The following is a 21984-nucleotide window of genomic DNA, read 5'->3' as shown; positions in this document are numbered from 1 at the left end:
TAAATAAGATATTTATGAGAAAAATTTTTTTATCAATGGTCGTGGGTACAGCCATTCTGTTTGCTTCTTGTGGGGGAAATTCTTCCAAGACGCAAGTATCCGAAAAACAAGAAGTAGCGGAGAAGCAAGGAGATGTGTATACGGCTAATCTAGAGGCTTCTGAAGTAAATTGGAAAGCTACACATAAAGGTGGTCTTGCTCCTCGGTGGGGTATACTTTCGGTAACTTCCGGCGAATTAACAGTTGCTGAGGGCAATGTTAATGCTGGTGATTTTACCATTGATATGAAATCTTTAGAAGTTGATGCCGCTTCTGTAACGGAAGCGGATAAGAAGGCTATCGATTTGCAGAACCACCTAAAAAGCGAAGACTTTTTTGATGTAGAAAATCATGCGACAGCAACTTTTCATATTACGCAGGTTTCTGATCTAGATTTATCTACGGTAAATAATGCTGTGAACGGAGCAAACAAACTTGTTAGCGGTAATCTTACGTTGTTAGACAGTACGTTGAATATTTCTTTTCCTGCAAAAATTGACGTTCAAGAGAACAAAGTGGCTGTAGAAGCTAAGTTTACAGTAAATCGTGTTGATTGGGGGATCAAATTTGGTACTTCTGAATTAGATCCGGCTGAGTGGGGAATAAGCCGTGACATTGAGGTAGGTGTTAATCTGGAAGCTACAAAACAGTAACAGAATCTCTTTGATAAACAAACGTTTAACTTAAAACAAAGTGCCTCCTAATAGTAAAAATAGGGGGTATTTTTATATTTTTTACCATAAAAAAGGGCTTTCAAACGGGGAGAATGAAAGCCCTTAACTAACCAATTATAAACCTAAATTATGAAGGGACAAATATAGTGTCTTTTTTACACTAAGTCAAGTGTTCCTTTCAATTTATTGCTTCATATTTTGTAACATTTCTATGTCTTATCCCAGTATATTATTGGTGAACCGCATTTTAATGCCCATTTGAAAGTTGCTAATCGTTTTGAAGATCTCTTTCAGCGTAGCTTTTTCAATTTTGGTTAACGTATTGATCCGGATATAGTTATTGGGTTCCGACTTCTCTACCAGTATTTGATTAGCTTGATTTTCTAATCGTAAAGCCATCAAATAATAGTAGGACTGATAAAGTTCATGATATTGTTGGGGTGTAAATACCTCCATTTCCATTAGCTTTTTTAACCGTTCGCCCGTATTCTCCTGATATATTCTCTTTTGAAGCGCATATACCCTTACTAGATCCACAATAGGCGTCATGGCGTTCTTGATATTGAAAACCTCGGTTTTGCCGATTGTTTCGGTTTTAATATTCTTAAAGAAGGTGAGAGGAGGTTCATATTGTAACGCATTTTTTGCCGTAAAAGCAAAAAAACGATCGTTTGGCTTTTGAAGTTCTTCTTCAAGAAACTGCTTAAGTTCTTCAATAATATTTTTGTCTCCGTATAAAAAACGGCAATCAAAAAAAGTTGAAAATTTGATAGCATTTTCCGGCACACTGTCTTCAATCCATTTTTTATAATTACGTTTCCAATGGGATAGTGAATGTGTCCATTCGGGATTGCTCGCCATATACCCTCCTTCACAATAACTGAAGCCAATTTCATTTAAATAATCGGATACCTTGGTGGCAAACGTTAGAAAATATTCCCGCACCATCTCCCGTTGTTCGTTCGCTTTATCTTCATAGATGATCGCATTATCTTGGTCGGTTTTCAGGGTTTGTTCTTTCCGTCCTTCACTTCCTGTTACCATAAAAACAAATTTAGCCGGAGGTTCTCCCATTTCCCGAATTACACGTCCAATGATTTTAATCGCAATCGTATCCGCGATTGTGGTAATGACCTGATTGGTAATCTCTGCATTAATACCTCTACCTAATAATTGTTTGATGATCTCTGGCACATAGTTCCATTTTTGACGTAGTTCTTCAATTGTTTCGGCCAGTTTTACGGACTGTATAAAGACTAATGGTGATTGGCCTTGTTCACTTAAGATACGGTTCCGACTCAAGAATCCTACATACCGACCGTCTTTTTCAACTAAAAGATAGCGTGTTTTCGTGCTAAACATCATTAATACGGCTTCATAGAGATAAGCTTGATGGGATATGGAAACAATGGGATTGTCCATGACTTCTCCAATCGGTGTATTCACATCGATGCACTTCGAAATAACATTATCGCGCAAGGTCATATCAGTGGCATAACCGATGATATTTTGATTTTCGCCTTGAATGAAGAGACAGCTTACCCGATTATCGGCCATGTGTTTTGCTGCTTTATAGATGGGCGTATCTGCAGGACAGGAAACAATATCCTTATAGGTGATTCCGTCTATTTTTCGGGAATACAATTGTTCTGCTGCAATATAACTTTCTTCGAAAGAGGCCGGTGTCTTAACAAAATGTGAAAATTCTTCATCCAACATCCTCTTACCAAAGTCGGTCGTATAGTATTGGAAAAAATCTTCATATGCCTGACATATTTTAAGAAATTCTTTACGCGGTAAATTGTAGACAACTGTTCCTTTTTTTGCCATGACAGACTTCAGTGCTTTTCGCCTATTTAGAAGAATAGAAATACCGCCGAAACAATAAATCGGATGATGTATTTCTATTGACCGTCTATTTTCAGAAGCGTCATAAAAAAATGTTTCATATTCTCCTTTGACAATGATATCGACACCTTTCAACTCTGTTATTCCCTGTCTATAAGCGAGGGTATCTCGGGTATAGGAAGTTTGTACCAACGACTCGGAGATACCACGAAGTACGCTTTCGGGGAGAATATCAAAAGGTGCGGCTTTTTTTAAAACTTCAATCAAATTCGACATAATCTGCTTTATAACACAATGTTAAATATTCTATTTATCTAAAAAGTTAAGTTTCTGTGAAAACATTTTTTGTTGCCTTTCCATATCGGATGGGGTTATTTCATGACGATTCCATAACTCGAAAAAACATTTCGCCGTCGCATTGGCATCCTGTTCTGCCTCGTGAATATCTGTCAATAAGTTGTCAAACAGGTATTCGTGCAATTGTGGCAACCGAAGATAGGTTGCCGATGGGTTGGTAGCGTATTTTTCGCTATCCAACATTGTACAGAAGAACGATTGGCTAATGAATGGATTCGGGAGGTTCGCCCGATAATAATCCGCACTTAGCACTTGCACATCTAGCTCGACAAAGTGACCGATAATAACCGGCTTATATTTTTGTATATCGTGCGCTAACTTACGCAATACGGCTTTCCTTCTATCACCATGCTGTTTTAGATATGCATACGTAATACCGTGAACATCGTGAGAAGCGGATGTTATATCTATATCACCTTCATAAATGTATTTACTGGTACGCTTGATTTCTGTTCCACTAACATCATAAATAATCCAAGCGACCTGAATGACGTGAGGCCAGTTTTTTTCATCGGAGTAGGGGCGATTCCAACGTTGTGGAATACCGGAGGTTTCTGTATCGATAAATAATAAGTAGTGTTTCAAAAACGTGATGATTTATTCGGAATAAATAGAATGACTTGATATGACGTCACTGCTATATACGAAGATAAGGACTCTTTGGTTATTAAGCAACAAAAATGAATTTCGCCACATTTTGCCGTAGTTCTTGAACCCGTCGTCGTAGTTCTTGAACCTGTCGCCGTACTTCTTGGAACCGTTGCCGACCTTTATGGAAGCTATAGTAACCATTTTTATACTTCTGTTGGTCGGATAAATGATAGAATCCCTCTTCCGTCACACCCTCTTATCTATATTTCTATTTCCGAATAGTATCAATATACGCTATCGGACCATCTGCACGACGCTTCGATTATTCTTCGTCGCTCTATATACCAAACAGGCCTCGATGTTGCCTTGGTCTGCGATACGGAAGCACAAGTACGTGGTCGACAAATATGACTATACGATTAAGACGCCTTACAGAACATAAAAGATGGGGTTACGACACCGTATGATGTCCAAGGTTCGGTTCGGTTACCCCTTCTTTTTGGTGATGATATCCTGGACAGCGAGAATGAAGCCCATCCAAGTGAACATCATACCTTACCAAGCAAATATGATGTGCATCGATATGATAAAGATACCGTTGATCAGGGGAAAGAAGGTCGGCAACATGTTGGAGAACCCCGATGACATGTTAAAGAACTCCGACGATATGGTCTTAACGTTCCGCAAAAGAGCTATATTTTTTACTTTAAAGCCCGGTTACAGGAGACAAGAATTGCCGCCGTAGCTTCCTAAAACTAAATCTGCATTATGGTGGTAGTACCCGATCTTGGAACAGCTGAATATGCAGTTCAAGGCTTCTCGGGTATCGAAACAAAAAAAGTCCGACTATCGTCGAACTTTAATCTGTCGGGTTGGCGGGATTCGAACCCACGACCTCCAGCACCCCATGCTGGCGCGATACCTGGCTACGCTACAACCCGAAATCGAAAGGCAAACCTAAAAAAAATATTTTACATTCACGAACCGAATTTTGACATAATACCACAACATAAAAAATTACGTAGTTATCAAGGATTATGTTGAAAACTTATTACGGAAAGTCCTATAAAAGGACCTCCGCAATAAAATTTCCGCTTTGGTTGATGATATCTTTTTTTGCAATGATTTCTTGCAGGTTGATTTCACCGATGACATATTTAAAATCTTGTCCATAGAAACGCTCTACTATAGAGTCAAACTGTAACTGATTCAAAGTTGCTTCCTCTGCATAACGGAAATATACCGTTAACTTATAATTTGTGCTATACTGGATTTGAGATGCCTCTAAATGCTTTTTATACTCATAGCGGTAGCCATAACGTAATGCCGCAATATCTGAAAGCACAGCAGATCCGGTAGGATGTCCACCAGCACCTTTTCCGTAGAAAAATTGCTCATCTGCAAAAGCGGCTTTTACTAAGACGCCATTGTTTTCATTTTCAACATTGAACAAGATATTGTTTGACGTAATGAATCTTGGCAATACATACAAAACAACCTGGTTGTTGTTGATTTCTTTTGCGAAAGGCAAAAGTTTAATTTTAAATCTTTTTTCTTTAGCAAAGCGGATATCTCGGTCGTCCAATTTATCAATTCCGATGTTGAGGATATCATCGGGATTTACATAAATCCCGTAAGCGTGGGAAGCTACAATAGCCAGTTTGTATTTAGGATCGAATCCGCCCACATCCAATATGGGATCTGTTTCTGCAAATCCTAAATCCTGTGCCTGTTTTAACGCCACATCATAACTCTGGCTATCATTAAAGATCTTCGATAAGATATAATTAGAAGAACCGTTAAAGATACCGCTTATGGAGTGAAGTAGTTCATTGTCGTAGTATTCTTCCAAATTGCGAATAATCGGAATACTACCACACACCGCACCTTCATATAATAAAGATGTACCATATTCTTGCTGAATGCGTGTAAGCTCTTCTAAGTGAGAGGCAATCATCTTCTTGTTGGCAGAGACTACATTTTTGCCCGATTTCAACGCACGTTTCGTGATTTCAAAAGCTGCATCAGCGTCATCGATAAGTTCAACCACCGTATTTATTTCGTCATCTCCCAAAATAGCCTCAGCATCTGTGGTAAATAGCGCTGCCGGAAGTGTTCTCTTCTTATCCGCATTTTTGATAACGAACTTCTTGATTTCTAAATTTAGCTTTTTTGTTTTTATAATATCATATAGTCCCTGTCCAACCACACCAAATCCAAAAATGCCTATGATTAACCTTTCACTCATTGTTATTATTCTGTTGTTTATTCTCGTAAAGCATTATTTTTTGTCAAGTTTAGTATTGTCCCATCCTTAACTTTTTCTAAAAAAGTATACCCATTTATTATTTAATCTTATCAAAAGCCTGTTGCAGATCAGCTTTGATATCATCTACATGTTCGATACCCACAGAAAGACGTAATTGCCCAGGGAATACTCCAGCACTTCTTTGTGCGTCTTCCGAAAGCTGTTGGTGTGTAGTTGCTGCCGGATGTATAATCAATGTTTTAGCATCACCGACGTTGGCTAGATGGCTAATTAAATCCAATGCATCAATAAACTCATTTGCCTTATCTGCTCCTCCTTTTATGGTGAAGGACAATACAGCACCATAACCATTCTTCAAATATTTCTGTGCAGCTAAATGGTTCGGATCACTTTTTAAACCCGGGAAATTAACTTTCTCTACTTGTGGGTGAGCTTCCAGCCATTGTGCAATCTCTAAAGCGTTATCTACATGGCGTTGTACACGCAAGGAAAGTGTTTCCAACCCTTGTACTAACAAAAATGAGTTGAATGGCGAAAGTGCCGGTCCAAAATCACGTAATCCCTCTACACGCGCACGTATTGCAAATTGAATATTACCAAAAGGGCCTTCTGGACCAAAAACATCAGCGAATACCAATCCATGGTAGCCTTCGGATGGTTCAGAGAACTGCTTAAATTTGCCATTGCCCCAATTGTAATTACCACCATCGATAATGACTCCACCTATACTGGTGCCATGGCCCCCAATCCATTTCGTTGCAGCTTCAACGACCACGTGTGCACCATGTTCTAAAGGCTTAAATAGATAGCCCCCCGCTCCAAATGTATTGTCTACAATCAAGGGTAAATCATATTTTTGCGCCAAAGCTGAAATTTTTTCAAAATCAGGGATGTTGTAACTCGGGTTACCGATGGTTTCTACATAAAGAGCCTTTGTATTTTCATCGATTAAAGGCTCCATGTTTTCTGCAGTGCTATTCTCCGCAAAACGAGCTTCAATCCCCAATCGTTTGAAAGATACCTTAAATTGGTTGTAGGTGCCGCCGTATAAATCGGAGCCGGTTACAAAGTTTTCACCGCTTTCGATAATATTTGTCAAGGCTAAAAACTGTGCGGCCATACCAGAAGCTACTGCGACAGCAGCAACGCCTCCCTCCAAAGCAGCTATACGTTTTTCAAAAGCATCTGTTGTTGGGTTCATGATGCGCGTATAGATGTTACCAAATTGCTTCAATGCAAAGAGGTTAGCACCGTGTTCGGCATTTTCAAACACATACGACGTAGTTTGATAAATAGGCAATGCTCTAGATCCTGTGGTTGGGTCTACTTCCTGTCCGGCGTGGACTTGTAACGTTTCGAATTTTAGGTTCTTATTTGTTGACATAGTTTATAATATTTTAATGTAATAAATATAATGAAAATTAAATAGACATTCCATGCTATACGGAGGCTGATCGTCTGTAGGATGGTAATCTAGCGTAGAGGGAGACTAGCACATTCGCATAGCCAAGTAGGTACAACAACAAATAAATGTAGTTGAATAGAAGCGTGTATAGTCCGTGATGTTTACTGTAAATGTTCCCATTGTCTTACTGTATTTATATGTTCCAAAACGATATTATTTTGGACAGGATTTGGCACCTTTTCAATTTCTCTCTTGCTGGTTGCCAGTGGGTCATGGAGCCAGTCTCTCGCCACTTCTTTATAAACCAAGACCTAACACGATGAAAGGTGTTGATTAGGAACGCCTGTTAAGCGAACGACACAAATATATAAGATTAGTATTAAAAAGTGAAAAAATAATAAACAAAAAATCCTTTCCGTGAATCGAAAAGGATTTTTTGTGGTGCCAGCTGGATTCGAACCAGCGACACAAGGATTTTCAGTCCTTTGCTCTACCAACTGAGCTATGGCACCGTTAAGTTTTTGTTTGGAATCTGTTACTTTCAGATTTTGTGGTGGTGCCAGCTGGATTCGAACCAGCGACACAAGGATTTTCAGTCCTTTGCTCTACCAACTGAGCTATGGCACCTTCCGCAACCATATTTTTCCCTTGATTGCGTTGCAAATCTATGTTCTTTTTTTGAAATCTAAAACTTTTGTCTGTATTATTTTTTAAGTATTTTTCAAGTCGTTGATTCTTATGTAAATAAAATTACACGAAATAAACACGGCTATGTCTCAAATAACCTATCTTTGCAGCTCACAAAATTAATATGAGTAAAAAAGGCAGGGTATTGGTCGCGATGAGTGGTGGAGTAGATAGTTCCGTGGCGGCCATTATGTTACATGAGCAGGGCTACGAAGTTATCGGGATCACGATGAAAACGTGGGACTATGCCTCCGCTGGTGGTTCGTCTAAAGAAACAGGATGTTGTAGTCTGGATAGTATAAACGATGCGAGGGCATTGGCTGTAGGCTATGGTTTCCCGCATTATATATTGGATATACGGGATGAATTCGGTGATTTTGTTATTGATAATTTTGTCGATGAATATATTGCAGGAAGGACACCTAATCCTTGCGTACTTTGTAATACCCATATCAAATGGTCAGCATTGATGAAGCGGGCAGATAAGCTGGATTGCGAATTTATTGCGACCGGGCATTATGCGAACATCCGTTTACACGATAATGGAAGGTATGTTATATCGAAGGGAAGAGACGAAAATAAAGATCAATCCTATGTGCTTTGGGGAGTATCGCAGGAAAACCTTGCCCGGACACAGTTTCCGTTAGGCAATTTTACGAAAAAGGAAATCCGGCAGATGGCGTTGGAAATGGGACAGGAAGAGCTTGCTCAAAAATCGGAAAGCTATGAAATCTGTTTCGTTCCAGACAACGACTATCGTGCTTTTTTACGCCATAAACGGCCTACACTCGATGATGAAATCGGACCGGGAAATTTTGTGTTGTCTGACGGAACGGTAGTCGGCCAACACATTGGCTATCCTTATTTTACCATCGGCCAACGTAAAGGATTAGGTATTGCGTTGGGTAAACCGATGTTTGTCATTGAGATATTGCCAGAAAGTAATACCGTAGTGTTAGGAGAGGAGCATGAATTGGAGAAATCACAAGCTTTTGTACGCGATATCAACTTGATTAAATATGCTTCGATAGAAGAACCAATGGAAGCCATTACAAAAATACGCTATAAAGACGCAGGCGCACAATCTACAATAACGCAGCAAGGAAATGTGATGCAAGTAGATTTTACACATCGTGTCAAAGGCATAGCACCCGGACAGTCTGCTGTTTTCTATGAAGGTAGTGATTTACTCGGTGGCGGTTTTCTGATGAAATAGAATACAAAAAGGGGCTCGCAATTGTGAGCCCTTTTTTATAATTACAATTTACCAATCTCTTGTGCCAAATCGATAATTTTGTTGGAATAGCCCCATTCGTTGTCATACCATGAAACAACTTTTACAAAGTTGTCATTCAATGAGATCCCAGCTTTCGCATCGAAAATCGATGTGCGTGTATCACCAATAAAGTCAGAAGAAACGACCTCATCTTCCGTATAACCCAAGATACCTTTTAGTTCACCTTCCGAAGCTTCTCTCATTACTTTTTTAATTTCTTCATAAGAAGCACCTTTTTCTAGGCGAACTGTTAAATCAACTACAGAAACGTCTGCTGTAGGAACACGCATCGACATACCTGTTAATTTGCCTTTCAATTCCGGAAGAACCAATCCAACTGCTTTTGCGGCACCAGTAGAAGAAGGAATAATGTTTTGATAAGCACCACGACCACCTCTCCAGTCTTTTACAGACGGACCATCAACTGTTTTTTGTGTAGCAGTTACCGCATGTACTGTTGTCATTAAGCCTTCCAAGATACCGAAGTTATCGTTCAATACTTTTGCAAGAGGTGCTAAACAGTTTGTTGTACAAGAAGCGTTTGATACAATTGTGTATTCTGCTTTTAATTCTTTGTGGTTTACACCCATTACAAAGGTTGGTGTATCATCTTTTGCCGGCGCAGACATTACGACTTTTTTTGCACCTGCATCAATATGCTTTTGTGCTGTTTCTTGCGTTAAGAAGAAACCTGTCGATTCGATAATCACTTCGGCACCTACTTCATCCCATTTTAAGTTAGCAGGATCTTTTTCAGCTGTTACGCGGATTGTTTTTCCGTTGACAACTAAATGTCCGTCTTTAACTTCTACCGTACCATCGAATTTTCCATGTGTAGAGTCATATTTTAGCATATATGCCAAATAATCAGGTTCTACCAAATCGTTAATACCAACAACTTCAATATCACTGCGATTAATAGCTGCTCTAAAAGCTAAACGGCCAATCCGACCGAATCCGTTAATTCCAATTTTCATTTTCTCTATTAGTTTTTATTAATGTAATACTTTATTAAGTTTTGAACAGGCTCTTTGATAATAGAGCCAATATGTAATCCATGTTCCGCGCCCAATTCACGTAACCAATCGGCGTAATTGTTGGCTACTGATCCGGTGAAATTAAACTGATTATCCGGATAACTTTCTGACAAAGGAATTAAATATGTTTTAATATATATATCTAATCCTTTTTTTATTTGTTGTGTAAAATAAGGTTCATCACGATGTTCATAAATGAAATCGGCAAAACTTGTTAAAAACAAATTCGGATTAGGATTATAATATACACGTTCCAAAATTGAACGTCGGTCTAGGTTGTATTTGTGTAGTAATTTTTCACGGATACTACTCGGCATTGTTTCGGTTAAAAAATCTTTCAACAATTGCCTGCCTAACCAATTTGTTGAACCCTCATCGGCTAAGATATAGCCCATGCCGTAATTATTAGGCATAACTTTTCTACCATTATAATATGCCGCATTCGAACCGCTACCAATAATGCCAACAATACCTTTTTCGTCCCCAAAAGTTGATTTCGCCGAGGCTTCCATATCATGCCCCGCTTTTACTTTGGCATTTTTAAAAAATTGTGCAAATGTCTGTTCTATTTTTTGCTGGCGTTCAGGCGAGGATACACCCGCACCGAAAAAGAAAATTTTACGAATCTTTTCGGCATTGTTTATTAAATGATTGCTTTTGTTCAGGAGCTGTGTAATATACCGCTCATCTTGTATATAGGAGTTGATACCCGGCGTACGGAAACCGTGGAGTACACGTTTTTTATCCGCAATCCGCCAATCTGCATATCTCGACCCGCTAAAAACAACTACAATCATTTATAAAATATCTAAAGATAAACGTGCTAAAGCTCGCTTAAAAAGCCAAAAACCTGAAATGGTTCATTGATGCCTTAAAACTAATAAAACATCAATAAATAAAAAAATGATTTTTTATAAGGCCATTATTTTTGCAATTTCTACAAGGTCTTCGTTAAGCTTTAATTCTTTTTTACTTAGCGCTTCTTCTAAAGGGGTTGTAACCATTTCTGATCCACGAATCCCGATCGTAGCCCTTGTATTGCCTTTTAAAAGTTCGTTGACCGCTGCATACCCCATACGCGTTGCTAATACCCTGTCTGCACTACTTGGAGCTCCGCCCCGTTGCAGATGACCTAGTATACTAACTTTTGTGTCATAATAACCAAATTTTTCATGGACACGTTTAGCGACGTTATTTGCGCCACCGTTTTTATCACCTTCTGCGACGATAACAATCATGGACGATTTATTTCTGTCGGCGGCATGGGCCAGCATCTCGATAAGTTCATCAATTGCGGTATCCTTTTCGGGGAGGAGGATAGCCTCAGCACCACCCGCAATACCAGCATTGAGCGCAATACATCCGGAATCACGACCCATAACTTCGATAAAAAACAAGCGGTTGTGGGAAGCAGCCGTATCACGGATTTTATCAATCGCTTCGATAACGGTATTATTTGCGGTATCATATCCAATCGTGAGGTCAGTACCGTTTAAGTCATTATCAATAGTCCCTGGAATACACATTACCGGAATATCAAATTCACGCGAAAATATTTCTGCACCTGTAAATGTACCGTCACCGCCGATAGCAACCAATGCATCGATACCGGCTGCACGAACGTTTTCATATGCCTTTGCGCGTCCCTCCGCTGTTTTAAATTCCATACACCGGGCAGTTTTTAAGACGGTACCTCCTTTTTGTATAATGGAACTAACCGATTTACTTTCCATATCAAACATCGTATTATCAATCATGCCTTGATAACCATGATAAATACCGGTAACTTTCTTGTCATTATGCAGTGCTGTTCTCACAACAGCACGGATAGCAGCGTTCATTCCCGGGGCATCCCCCCCTGATGTAAAAACGCCTACTCGTGTTATTTTTCTCACTCGATTACTCATTTTAGGTTCTACGAATATAGTGTGTATTTCTTACACTATTAAATTTTTTTTGTTTTTTTTGGATTATTGTGATAATATTGGTGAATATTGATTAAAAAATCACATTGTTTTGCAGACTCATTTCACCATAGATTGTGTAATATATAGCTTTAACGAAGGCAAGCTTCAGTTATTGCTAACCGAAAGAAGTGTATATCCGTATAAGGATTGGTGGGCTTTACCTGGCTTCTTTACGCAGAAAGACGAAGAAATGGAGGATGCTGTAAAGCGTATCCTCTATGAACATACTGGTCTGAAAGATATCTTTATGGAGCAATTGGGCGCCTTCGCCGGTGTGAAACGACATCCAGAAGGACGCATATTGACAGTTGCTTTTTCAACTATTGTGAAATATGAAGATGTGAAGTCAAAGATTAAGCCCATGACTTCTTATATGCGACAGGCAAAATGGTTTCCCATAGATCAACTACCTGACTTAGCTTTTGATCATGCTAGAATTGTACAGGAAAGCTTGCAAAAGTTAAAACATACGATTAATTACTCGACTGCTGTATATGAACTTTTACCTGAAAAATTTACATTAACGCAGTTACAGCAAGTATACGAAGCTATTATAGGGAAGACCTTGGACAAGCGAAATTTTCGTAAAAAAATCGCCAATGCGGGGTTTCTCAAGGAATTGCCCGAAGTACAAAAGGGCGTTTCGTATCGTGCGGCCAGATTGTATAAATTCGACAAACGTAAATTCCAGAAACAACTAGGTATGATGTAAGAAGTAATGCTAATTTACAGTAAGATTACAATTTCTTGATGGATTGTTTCTTGCTGTTTCATTTTGTTTTTATACTTTTGAACGTTTTTAGAAAAAAGTCAAAAAGTATAAAGGTAAGAATGGACAGTAAAAAGGGACAGATTGTTCAAGCGGCTCTCAAACGGTTTTCACATTATGGTTTTAATAAAACCACAATGAGTGAGATCGCTGTTGACTTGAATATTACAAAGGCCAACCTATATTACTATTATCCAGACAAAAATGCGCTTATAAAAGATGTGCTTGCCTATATATCGGACGAAATCCTGACAAAGCAGTATGAAGTGCTCGATCAGTATGACGGTAGCTTGGTGAAAGTACTTTGTAAGTTGTTAGAGATAAAGGCGGACTTTTTAAAGGATTACTACGTTCTCCATATCAATGAAAATCTGGAATGGATAAAAGGACAGGGGATAGGTACACTTTTGGAAAAATTTCACTATAAAAATATTGAGATTGTAGGGGATTTATTGAAGCGCGCTGTAGAATATGGCGAGATTGAGGTGTGCTCTACCGAAGAAGCGGCGACCTCGTATACGGAAATTATGGCAGGATTGAGCCTCATTCGCAGTGTCTCCGATACGATTTCCGGAATGCCGAATGCACGTAATGTTGATGATATTTTGGAGAGCCAACAGAAAGCGACAAAGTTTATATTCAATAATAAAATAAAGGAGAAAAATTAGTTTTACAGATCATGTTTTCAAAAATGGGATTTAAATATTTAGGTGTTTTAGCGGTCGGTTTACTGCTGCAGGGTAACCCTCTTCAAGCCCAACAGACACTTACGCTGCAAGAGGCGATAAAATATGCACTCGAAAATAAAGCAGAAGCGAAGACGGCTAAACTGGACGTCGAAAATGCGCAATATCAGATTGATGAGGTGCGTGCCGGAGCGTTACCGCAAATTAATGCATCGGGGACAATGAAGTATAATATTATTATTCCAGAAATGGCGCTCGAGTTTGGTGGAGAAACGATTACGGCAAAAATGGGACAACCCTGGAATTCTACGGCAGTTGTCTCCTTGAATCAACAATTGTTTAATCAATCTCTCTTCACAGGTTTGAAAGCGGCCAGGACCACAAGAGAATTCTATCAGCTGAATGCGCAATTAACGGATGAGCAGCTGATTGAAAATGTATCCAACGCGTATTACGATATTTTCCAAACGCAGTTACAATTGCAAACTATCCAGAACAATTTAGATAATACGAGCAAAACACATAAGATCATCGACGGTATGGTAGCTGCTGGTCTTGCCAAAAAAATTGATTTGGATCGTTTGTCGGTAGCAGTAAACAATCTGGAGTCACAAAAGAAACAGATACAAAGTGCGTTGCAACTAAAAGAGAATGCATTGAAATTTGCCATCGGTATGCCGATGGAGATGGGTATCGAACTGCCTGAAGAAACATTTGAAATCAATCCGGCTATTTCCTTACAAGTAAATGATGTTGAGAATAGATCGGAAGTTCTTTTGAGTGAGAAACAAATAGCGTTATACGAATTGAATAAAAAAGCGCAAACAGCAAGTTTGTATCCTACTTTGTCGTTAGGAACTGATTTCGGATTTAGTGGTTTTGGTCAAGGGTTTCCGATCGGAGGAGATTTTATGTGGCCTAAAACTTCCAGTATTGGTTTAAATTTATCGATCCCGATTTTTACAGGAGGAGCGACAAAAGCTCGGATCAATCAGGCGGATATTGATATTCGAAAAGCACGAGTCGTATTAGAGGATACGAAATTGGGTATTTCGCTGGCAAATGAAAATGCTAAAACCCAAATAAGAAACAGTTTATTAACGGTAGATGCAAACCGTAGAAATGTAAAACTTGCCGAGGAGGTTTTGAGTGACACCCAAAACAATTACAACAATGGTTTGGCTACACTGACAGATTTGTTGGACGCAGAAAAAGCACTGGCAGATGCAGAGACAAATTTGAATACTTCTTTGCTAGATTACAAATTAGCAGAGGTACAGCTGATCAAAGCAAACGGAAATTTAAGAACATTAATCAACGAATAATCAACTTATTTATACACATCAAATATGAAACGGGTAATTTTAACGGTAATCATCATTGCTGCTGCGTTAGCAGGGATTATGTTTATTTTGAATCAGAACAAAGCTAAAAACGAAGCTGATACGGCTACGGTTGCCATTCAAAACGCAGCGGTATCCGTTCGTGCTGATACGGCAGATTTTAAAGACGTCAATGCAGAATATGTCACTAATGGTGTATTTGCGCCTAAGCAGGAAGTTATGTTGTCCGCAGAAGCTTCTGGCAAGGTAGTTCGTGTACTGGTAGAAGAGGGAGCGTATGTAAAAGCTGGCCAGACACTTGCCATAATTGATGGCGATAAGCAAAATGTTACGGTGACAAATGCGCAAGCAACCTACAACAACGCAGAGGCGGAAGTTGCTCGTTTCGAGAGTGCTTATTCCACAGGAGGCGTCACCCAACAGCAGCTGGACCAAGTGAAGCTCCAGTTGGAAAATGCAAAAAACAACTTGAAATCAGCACAGTTGTCAGCTTCTGATGTAAATATTACAGCGTCTTTCGCAGGTGTAATCAACAAGAGAAATATTGAACCCGGTTCTTATGTAAGCCCAGGACAGGAACTATTTGAGGTGGTCAATGTGTCCACGTTAAAGTTGAAAATAAATGTCGACGAAAAAAATATCGGACAAACGAAATTAGGGCAAAGCGTTAAGGTTGAATCACCTGTCTTGCCGAATCAGACCTTTTATGGTACGGTCACTTTTGTAGCACCTAAAGCAGATGGCAGTTTAAATTTTCCTGTTGAGTTAGAAATAAAAAACAATGCCAATAATGATTTGAAAGCCGGAATGTATGGTACGGCCTATTTTGGTGGCGAAGGAGCTGTTAATGCCTTAGTTATACCACGAAACGCCTTTGTAGGAAGTGTGAGCTCTAATCAAGTTTTTGCTGTTGAAGATGGAAAAGCGGTATTGAAAAATGTGGTGTCAGGAAGAAGCTTTGGGAATTACATCGAAGTGGTGTCGGGATTAGAAAAAGGTACGGTGGTTGTAACTTCTGGTCAAATTAACCTTTTGGAGGGCACACCGGTAGAAATTATTAAGTAAAAAAGAACCTTTCAATGAAGATTTCTGAAATATCTATAAAAAGACCCAGTATAATAATTGTATTGTTTATTATACTTACGCTTGGTGGAATATTCTCCTATAGCCAAATGGGATATGAGCTTGTGCCGAAATTTGAGGTCAACGTCATTACGGTGCAAACAATATATCCCGGTGCGGCACCATCCGAGGTAGAAACTTCCGTAACCAAAGTAGTGGAGGACGCTGTGGCGTCGTTAGAAAACGTAAAGAAAATAGAATCCAAATCGATGGAATCAGTTTCTGTCGTCATGATTCAGCTTAATACCGGGGCGGATGTTAACTTCCTGCTCACTGACGCACAACGTAAGATAAATGCGGTGATCAATGAATTTCCGGATGATGTAGAAACACCGGCATTGTCCAAATTCTCCTTGGATGATGTACCTATCATGAATCTATCTGTAACGTCCAATTTGTCAGAAAAAGATTTATATGATCTTTTAGATCAAAAAATCCAACCGGTTTTCGCCCGTATCAACGGTGTTGCAAAAGTGGATATGATTGGGGGAGAAGAGCGCGAAATCCAAGTTAGCGTGGATCCTAATAAACTAGAGGGCTACGGACTGTCAGTTTCGCAGGTGCAACAAGCGATTGCTTCTGCTAACCTTGACTTCCCGACAGGTAACGTACGGACACGGGATAATCAGACGACGCTACGGTTGGCTGGTAAATTTACAAGTATCGATGAGTTGCGGGATTTGCCGATCACCACACCGGGCGGTGCAGCCATCCGTTTACGTGATATCGCAGACGTACAGGATGGGATTAAAGATATCGAAAAAATATCACGTATTGACCGCCAAAATACGATCTTGATGCAGGTGTTTAAGCAGTCTGACGCCAACGCGGTAGCCGTTTCGGAATTAGTGCAAGAAGAGATCGCTACGGTGAATGCGGATTACCAAACGGAAGGAGTTAATATTATCATAGCGAATGATACAACGGACTATACATTGACAGCCGCCAATAACGTGATCCACGATTTAATGATTGCGATTGCTTTGGTAGCATTTATCATGTTATTTTTCCTCCACAGTTTGCGCGATGCGTTTATCGCTGTGGTAGCTATTCCTTTATCGTTGATAGCCACCTTTATTTTCTTAAATATGTTGGGCTACACCTTAAATTTGATGTCGCTTTTGGGATTGTCGTTGGTGGTAGGTATCCTGGTAGATGATGCCATTGTGGTTATCGAAAATATCCACCGCCATATGGAGATGGGTAAAAATAAAGTACGTGCTTCCTTCGATGGCGCGAAAGAAATTGGTTTTACAGTTTCGGCAATTACCTTAGTTATCGTGGTCGTGTTCTTACCTATTGCGATGTCATCAGGCCTGGTTTCCGATATCTTACGCCAATTCTGTGTAACTGTAATGGTTTCTACGTTACTTTCCTTCCTTGTTTCGTTTACGATTGTACCGTGGCTATATTCTCGTCTAGGAAAACTGTCTCATATTAATAAAAAATCATTTTTTGGGGGTATACTACACGGTTTTGAAAATGGTTTAACGGGGTTGACAAACTGGATTTCGGGTATATTGAAATGGTCATTAAGACGTCGCCTAAATAAAGTCATCGTTTTACTTATTTCTGTAGGACTACTGTTTGCATCCTTCGCATTGGTTGGTATGGGATATATTGGTTCGGATTTTTTCCCCGGAAACGATAAAGGAGAGTTTTATCTACAAATGGAGATCAACAAAGACGCCTCTTTAGAACAAACGAACTTTATGGTTCAAAAAGCGGAAAATTATTTGGCACAAAAACCGGAAATTGAACGGATGATTACAACCGTAGGACAAGCATCTGACGGAATGATGAATGTCGGAGGTACAAAGTACAAGGCAGAGATTCATATCATTTTAGAGCCTGGATACAATAAAACGGAATCTACCAAGGTTTACTCCGCAAAGTTGAAGCGCGAGATGGAAAAAGTTCTGGTAGGCGCTAAATTAAAAACGGTTAATATGGGAATTATGGGCGCTGAACAAGCACCATTGATGATGACAGTTGTGGGAGCTTCTCCAGAGGATGCGTTAGAGACCGCACGTACCTTTGCGGATGTACTTCGCAGTGTGCCCGGCGCTTCAGAAATTGAATTGACATCCGAAGACGGTAATCCCGAAATTAGTGTACAAGTGGATCGGGATAAAATGAACACGTTGGGATTAAATGTTGCAACGGTAGGTATGACGATGCAAACGGCATTTTCTGGAAATACGGATACCAAATATCGCGCAGGTGATACCGAATATGATATTAACATCCGTTATGATGAGTTTGGCCGTGGAAATATTGATGATGTTCGAAACTTAAAATTTATTAATCAAGATGGACAAGCTATTAAATTGGAGCAGTTCGCAGATGTGACGTATGCTTCGGGGCCAAGTTTATTAGAACGACGGGATAAATCGCCATCGGTGTCTGTACAAGCCCAGGTGGTTGGACGTCCCGTAGGTACAGTAGCAACGGAATGGGAAACGGAAATCCAAAACCAGATTGATAACAACACCATCACGTTGAAACCAGGTGTTTCCTATATGTGGGGTGGTAATATGGAAAACCAAGAAGAAGGTTTTGGAACATTGGGTGTGGCCTTGATTGCTGCTATTCTTTTGGTCTATCTGGTCATGGTAGCGCTCTACGACAGCTTTATGACGCCTTTTGTCGTGTTATTCTCCATTCCGTTGTCTTTCATTGGTGCCTTGTTAGCATTAGCGATAGCAAACCAAACGTTGAATATCTTTACCATTTTGGGTATTATCATGCTGATTGGATTGGTAGCTAAAAACGCTATTTTATTAGTGGATTTTGCGAACCACCGAAAAGACGCTGGAGCCAGTACATACGACGCTCTTGTTGCAGCCAACCATGCGCGGTTTCGCCCTATCTTGATGACAACTATTGCGATGGTTGTTGGTATGATACCTATTGCATTGGCACAAGGGGATGGTGCAGATATGAACAGAGGACTTGCAATCGTGATTATTGGTGGACTTTTATCGTCTCTTTTCCTGACATTGGTTGTTGTACCGGTGGTGTATTCCATTTTCGATGGTATTAGTAGAAGATTTGGTAAAAAGGAGAAGGTAGATTACGCAGAACTGATGGTCGCTGATTATATCGAAAACGAAGATTACGTAGACGAGATGGAAATCAAATATTAATTTAAAAATGCGAATAGAAGAAGAGGTCAACACAGAAATGGTTGACCTCTTTTTTTGAATATATTTTTAATTAAGCACGATTTTTGCAGGAGATTGTATAACTATAAACCGCACCTTAAAACTGTACAATGGCTTTAATGTTAAAAAAGGAGGTTATATGAATCTGGTACAAAAAATTAGTCGGTGGGGAGATACGCATCATCCACGTTGGCTAGACATCTTAAGAATCTTTCTCGGCGTTGTTATTTTTGCTAAGGGGATAAGTTTTGTAAACGATCGGGACGCTGTCGCTGATCTTATTCGACAAACAAGTTTTCAGCTCTCTATCTGGTCGGCTGTTCATTACGTGGTATTTGCTCACCTCGTTGGCGGACTATTCATTATTTTTGGTTTCCAGACACGGCTGGCGGTTCTTTTTCAAATACCCATACTTATAGGTGCCGTGTTTTTTGTAAACATCACAAATGGCTTTACTTTTCTAAATTCTGAGTTTTGGATCTCCTTGGTGGTTTTAGTGTTATTATTTGCATTTTTAATTGTAGGTTCAGGAAAGTATTCGCTGGATAATCTAATGGATAAACCGGGATATAAGCGGTCTATATAAGCTAGAGACGTAGCAATGTACGCTACGTCTCTACTCATCTTATTCTACCCTTTTTTATATATTGACAACTCCTTCTGCAGAAACTTCCGTGTATGGTGGATACGGGTTTTTACCGTGCCTTCGGGTAGGCCGAAATGATCGGAAAGTTCACGGTATTTATATCCTTCCATATATTGCACAAAGAGTTCGTAATGATCTTGAGGTAGCTTTTGTAAAGCGTCACGTATATCTTTCATCACAAATTTTCCCTCTACGGTATTCGTCGTGAAGGGTTCCGAACAGCCTTCTCCTCTGTATCCAGCGCTTTGGAAGCTCTCATATTCCGTATGTCGCTGGTTACGTCGATAGTGGTTAATGTATACGTTTTTCATAATGACGTATAACCACGAAACCAATTTTGGGTTATTAAAGAAATTGTCAAGATATTTAATGGAACGAACCAATGTCTCCTGAACAAGTTCATTGATCTCCTCAGGATCTTTAGTAAACTTAAATGCAATATTCTTTAAAATACTTTGGTTTTCTAATAGTGCTAGATTTAATTTTTTGCTTTCCATAGTTTTCATGTTTTTATCTAGTTTACGTCCGATTGTGTGGAGAAAGAGTAAACAAAAACAATGCAAACAAATCTGTAAATCATGGTGTGGTAAATGCCAATCTTGAAAAACGATAAAAATACGTACCGGGTGCGGATTTTCCTCCATAGGCTAAATCCTAAAGAAAAGTTTATCTGAAACATCTTTCTTTAAAATGTGTCTCGTCTCTTTAAAAAACAAAATAGGTGTTTTACTTCATAACACGTATAAATCGCGCGATATACGGTAAAAAATTAGTTAATAGGTCAATAAGCGGGTGTTTGTCGCAAAACAATGTCAACTATTTATACATTATGCATTTTTTATTTAATTCAGACACCAGACTGCATTGGAAAAGAAAATAATGCTATGTATTTATTTTGGTACGATGTCCGAAATAAAACAAAATTTTCCCATAATTGTTATCTGGTAGAAATTGAATATCGCCGGCTTTATCATAGACATGAATCGATTCCAAAATTTTATTTTACAGACCCTGGAAAAATCTAGAGGTGCAACTGCGATCTATGACACCGCAGATATACGAATTGCCTTCGTTAATAGTGCCATGTTTGAAATATGGGGACGTGGTGAGGAGATTGTCGGACTGCTTTTCGGCGAGGCTTTCCCCGAGTTTACTGAACAGGGTTTTACCGATATATTGAAAAAGGTGTGGGCGACAGGTCAGACATACGAAGCAATAGCATATCCGGCTAACGTCACGATCAATGGTGTGACCGAACTGAAATATTTTGATTTTATCTATCAAGCTATTGTAGATGAGGAAGGTAAAACAAGCGCTATCATCCATACTGCAACAGATGTGTCTTCTCGTCGACAAGCCTTGGAGAAAGTGCGGGAGCAGAGTGCTATTATGGCTTTCAATAATGAATTGGAGATCCTGGCGCATACGTTATCACACGATTTAAAAAATCCCTTGTCTATAGCTAAGATGGGAACGCAATATTTACAAACAAAAGGGGGGCTAAGCGAGACTGAACAATATAAATGGACTACGATCATTTTAGATGCTCTGGTTAGTATTGAAAACATCATTGGACATAATATTCAACTGAATCAAACACGTTTATTAAAATACAACAATGCTTGTGTTTCCTTGGAGGAGATCATTCATAAAATATGTCTCGAAAGCCAAACGCTGTATAGCGGTACTAACTGTGTATTCAAAATTGGTCGACTGGAACCGTTGTATGGGGATAAGGACGTGTTCTATCAGATATTTTTTAATATTATTGGGAATGCAGTAAAGTATTCCTCCAAGCAGAAAAAGCCAATCGTGGAGATTAGCAGCTCAAAAAAGCAGGGTTATATCATTTACACGATACAAGACAATGGCATCGGCATTCCGAAAAAAGAGCTAGGATCTATTTTTCAACAATTTCATCGCGCATCGAATACGGAAGGTTTCCCTGGAACGGGTATTGGGTTATGTGTCGTAAAGAAAATCATGATTCGTCTTAAAGGCAATATCACCCTTTCTAGTTTGATCGATAAGGGAACGACCGTCGAATTGTCTTTTCCGGAACTTGCTGAATATTAACCATCCCGTATTATACAATACGGGA

19 protein-coding genes, 3 tRNA genes and 1 riboswitch are annotated in these 21984 nt (G+C 39.4%); of the genes, 10 read left to right on the top strand and 12 right to left on the bottom strand.

Annotated features, from left to right (window positions below; all coding sequences use genetic code 11):
• The first annotated feature begins 14 nt into the window (after positions 1-14).
• Positions 15-692, top strand: coding sequence for a YceI family protein (locus H8B06_RS16820; RefSeq protein WP_190995364.1), 678 nt, complete (start codon positions 15-17; stop codon positions 690-692).
• A gap of 237 nt (positions 693-929) precedes the next feature.
• Here H8B06_RS16820 and H8B06_RS16815 read toward each other — a convergent pair whose 3' ends face one another.
• The 3 genes from H8B06_RS16815 to H8B06_RS16805 form a co-directional block, all read right to left on the bottom strand.
• The gene (locus H8B06_RS16815; RefSeq protein WP_190995363.1) at positions 930-2837 is read right to left on the bottom strand and encodes a DUF294 nucleotidyltransferase-like domain-containing protein; all 1908 of its coding nucleotides are present in this window, start codon (positions 2835-2837) and stop codon (positions 930-932) included.
• A 30-nt stretch (positions 2838-2867) separates the two neighbouring features.
• Positions 2868-3503, bottom strand: a complete 636-nt coding sequence (locus H8B06_RS16810; protein ID WP_190995362.1) for a 3'-5' exonuclease — start codon at positions 3501-3503, stop codon at positions 2868-2870.
• An 82-nt stretch (positions 3504-3585) separates the two neighbouring features.
• Entirely contained in the window at positions 3586-3759 is a 174-nt protein-coding gene (locus H8B06_RS16805) for a hypothetical protein (protein WP_190995361.1), read from the bottom strand.
• Between the two features lie 195 nt (positions 3760-3954).
• On the opposite strand from H8B06_RS16805, the gene H8B06_RS16800 reads away from it, so the two are divergent.
• Positions 3955-4254: a hypothetical protein gene (locus tag H8B06_RS16800; RefSeq protein WP_190995360.1), complete on the top strand. Its 300-nt coding sequence runs from the start codon at positions 3955-3957 to the stop codon at positions 4252-4254.
• A 122-nt stretch (positions 4255-4376) separates the two neighbouring features.
• Here H8B06_RS16800 and H8B06_RS16795 read toward each other — a convergent pair.
• From H8B06_RS16795 to H8B06_RS16775, 5 genes are all read right to left on the bottom strand, one after another.
• A tRNA-Pro gene (locus tag H8B06_RS16795) sits at positions 4377-4450 on the bottom strand.
• Between the two features lie 122 nt (positions 4451-4572).
• On the bottom strand, positions 4573-5757 hold the full coding sequence (locus tag H8B06_RS16790; RefSeq protein WP_190995359.1) for a homoserine dehydrogenase: 1185 nt from the start codon (positions 5755-5757) through the stop codon (positions 4573-4575).
• Between the two features lie 97 nt (positions 5758-5854).
• The gene (locus H8B06_RS16785) at positions 5855-7162 is read right to left on the bottom strand and encodes an O-acetylhomoserine aminocarboxypropyltransferase/cysteine synthase family protein (protein WP_130140114.1); all 1308 of its coding nucleotides are present in this window, start codon (positions 7160-7162) and stop codon (positions 5855-5857) included.
• 211 nt (positions 7163-7373) lie between these two features.
• A riboswitch (SAM riboswitch) is annotated at positions 7374-7489 on the bottom strand.
• 133 nt (positions 7490-7622) lie between these two features.
• Positions 7623-7695 (bottom strand) — tRNA-Phe (locus H8B06_RS16780).
• A 39-nt stretch (positions 7696-7734) separates the two neighbouring features.
• A tRNA-Phe gene (locus tag H8B06_RS16775) sits at positions 7735-7810 on the bottom strand.
• A gap of 184 nt (positions 7811-7994) precedes the next feature.
• On the opposite strand from H8B06_RS16775, the gene mnmA reads away from it, so the two are divergent.
• Positions 7995-9086 carry a tRNA 2-thiouridine(34) synthase MnmA gene (gene mnmA, locus H8B06_RS16770; RefSeq protein ID WP_190995358.1) on the top strand — a complete coding sequence of 364 codons (1092 nt, stop codon included), beginning with the start codon at positions 7995-7997 and terminating at the stop codon, positions 9084-9086.
• Positions 9087-9127: 41 nt separating this feature from the next.
• Here the strand turns inward: mnmA and gap are convergent, their stop codons facing one another.
• The 3 genes from gap to pfkA all read right to left on the bottom strand — a co-directional run bounded on the left by gap (position 9128) and on the right by pfkA (position 12090).
• Positions 9128-10123, bottom strand: coding sequence for a type I glyceraldehyde-3-phosphate dehydrogenase (gap, locus tag H8B06_RS16765; RefSeq protein ID WP_190995357.1), 996 nt, complete (start codon positions 10121-10123; stop codon positions 9128-9130).
• An 8-nt stretch (positions 10124-10131) separates the two neighbouring features.
• Entirely contained in the window at positions 10132-10980 is an 849-nt protein-coding gene (locus tag H8B06_RS16760; protein WP_130140117.1) for a hypothetical protein, read from the bottom strand.
• Positions 10981-11094: 114 nt separating this feature from the next.
• Positions 11095-12090, bottom strand: coding sequence for a 6-phosphofructokinase (gene pfkA, locus H8B06_RS16755; RefSeq protein ID WP_223857728.1), 996 nt, complete (start codon positions 12088-12090; stop codon positions 11095-11097).
• Positions 12091-12199: 109 nt separating this feature from the next.
• Between pfkA and H8B06_RS16750 the strand changes: the two genes are divergently transcribed.
• From H8B06_RS16750 to H8B06_RS16725, 6 genes are all read left to right on the top strand, one after another.
• On the top strand, positions 12200-12862 hold the full coding sequence (locus H8B06_RS16750; protein ID WP_130140119.1) for an NUDIX hydrolase: 663 nt from the start codon (positions 12200-12202) through the stop codon (positions 12860-12862).
• A 119-nt stretch (positions 12863-12981) separates the two neighbouring features.
• Positions 12982-13587 carry a TetR/AcrR family transcriptional regulator gene (locus H8B06_RS16745; RefSeq protein WP_190995356.1) on the top strand — a complete coding sequence of 202 codons (606 nt, stop codon included), beginning with the start codon at positions 12982-12984 and terminating at the stop codon, positions 13585-13587.
• Between the two features lie 11 nt (positions 13588-13598).
• Positions 13599-14930, top strand: a complete 1332-nt coding sequence (locus H8B06_RS16740; RefSeq protein WP_223857727.1) for a TolC family protein — start codon at positions 13599-13601, stop codon at positions 14928-14930.
• 24 nt (positions 14931-14954) lie between these two features.
• Positions 14955-16013 (top strand): efflux RND transporter periplasmic adaptor subunit, encoded by a 1059-nt coding sequence (locus tag H8B06_RS16735; protein WP_130140122.1) that lies wholly within the window; start codon positions 14955-14957, stop codon positions 16011-16013.
• 14 nt (positions 16014-16027) lie between these two features.
• Complete coding sequence (locus H8B06_RS16730; RefSeq protein ID WP_190995354.1) at positions 16028-19219, top strand: efflux RND transporter permease subunit; 3192 nt, start codon at positions 16028-16030, stop codon at positions 19217-19219.
• A 157-nt stretch (positions 19220-19376) separates the two neighbouring features.
• Positions 19377-19823 (top strand): DoxX family protein, encoded by a 447-nt coding sequence (locus H8B06_RS16725; RefSeq protein ID WP_190995353.1) that lies wholly within the window; start codon positions 19377-19379, stop codon positions 19821-19823.
• 44 nt (positions 19824-19867) lie between these two features.
• Here the strand turns inward: H8B06_RS16725 and H8B06_RS16720 are convergent, their stop codons facing one another.
• Positions 19868-20380 carry an RNA polymerase sigma factor gene (locus tag H8B06_RS16720; RefSeq protein WP_190995352.1) on the bottom strand — a complete coding sequence of 171 codons (513 nt, stop codon included), beginning with the start codon at positions 20378-20380 and terminating at the stop codon, positions 19868-19870.
• Between the two features lie 481 nt (positions 20381-20861).
• On the opposite strand from H8B06_RS16720, the gene H8B06_RS16715 reads away from it, so the two are divergent.
• On the top strand, positions 20862-21959 hold the full coding sequence (locus H8B06_RS16715) for a sensor histidine kinase (RefSeq protein ID WP_190995351.1): 1098 nt from the start codon (positions 20862-20864) through the stop codon (positions 21957-21959).
• Positions 21960-21984: the final 25 nt, after the last annotated feature.

This window comes from Sphingobacterium micropteri, assembly GCF_014692515.1.
In the GTDB taxonomy this organism is placed as follows: Bacteria; Bacteroidota; Bacteroidia; order Sphingobacteriales; family Sphingobacteriaceae; genus Sphingobacterium; species Sphingobacterium micropteri.
This window is presented reverse-complemented; position numbering and strand designations above follow the sequence as displayed.

What these genes read in the sequence shown, in the direction of transcription:
- H8B06_RS16820 (WP_190995364.1), top strand. Translation starts at nt 15, where the DNA reads ATGAGAAAAATTTTTTTATCAATGGTCGTGGGTACAGCCATTCTGTTT.
- H8B06_RS16815 (WP_190995363.1), bottom strand. Translation starts at nt 2,837, where the DNA reads ATGTCGAATTTGATTGAAGTTTTAAAAAAAGCCGCACCTTTTGATATT.
- H8B06_RS16800 (WP_190995360.1), top strand. Translation starts at nt 3,955, where the DNA reads ATGGGGTTACGACACCGTATGATGTCCAAGGTTCGGTTCGGTTACCCC.
- H8B06_RS16790 (WP_190995359.1), bottom strand. Translation starts at nt 5,757, where the DNA reads ATGAGTGAAAGGTTAATCATAGGCATTTTTGGATTTGGTGTGGTTGGA.
- H8B06_RS16785 (WP_130140114.1), bottom strand. Translation starts at nt 7,162, where the DNA reads ATGTCAACAAATAAGAACCTAAAATTCGAAACGTTACAAGTCCACGCC.
- mnmA (WP_190995358.1), top strand. Translation starts at nt 7,995, where the DNA reads ATGAGTAAAAAAGGCAGGGTATTGGTCGCGATGAGTGGTGGAGTAGAT.
- gap (WP_190995357.1), bottom strand. Translation starts at nt 10,123, where the DNA reads ATGAAAATTGGAATTAACGGATTCGGTCGGATTGGCCGTTTAGCTTTT.
- H8B06_RS16760 (WP_130140117.1), bottom strand. Translation starts at nt 10,980, where the DNA reads ATGATTGTAGTTGTTTTTAGCGGGTCGAGATATGCAGATTGGCGGATT.
- pfkA (WP_223857728.1), bottom strand. Translation starts at nt 12,090, where the DNA reads ATGAGTAATCGAGTGAGAAAAATAACACGAGTAGGCGTTTTTACATCA.
- H8B06_RS16745 (WP_190995356.1), top strand. Translation starts at nt 12,982, where the DNA reads ATGGACAGTAAAAAGGGACAGATTGTTCAAGCGGCTCTCAAACGGTTT.
- H8B06_RS16740 (WP_223857727.1), top strand. Translation starts at nt 13,599, where the DNA reads ATGTTTTCAAAAATGGGATTTAAATATTTAGGTGTTTTAGCGGTCGGT.
- H8B06_RS16735 (WP_130140122.1), top strand. Translation starts at nt 14,955, where the DNA reads ATGAAACGGGTAATTTTAACGGTAATCATCATTGCTGCTGCGTTAGCA.
- H8B06_RS16730 (WP_190995354.1), top strand. Translation starts at nt 16,028, where the DNA reads ATGAAGATTTCTGAAATATCTATAAAAAGACCCAGTATAATAATTGTA.
- H8B06_RS16725 (WP_190995353.1), top strand. Translation starts at nt 19,377, where the DNA reads ATGAATCTGGTACAAAAAATTAGTCGGTGGGGAGATACGCATCATCCA.
- H8B06_RS16720 (WP_190995352.1), bottom strand. Translation starts at nt 20,380, where the DNA reads ATGGAAAGCAAAAAATTAAATCTAGCACTATTAGAAAACCAAAGTATT.
- H8B06_RS16715 (WP_190995351.1), top strand. Translation starts at nt 20,862, where the DNA reads ATGAATCGATTCCAAAATTTTATTTTACAGACCCTGGAAAAATCTAGA.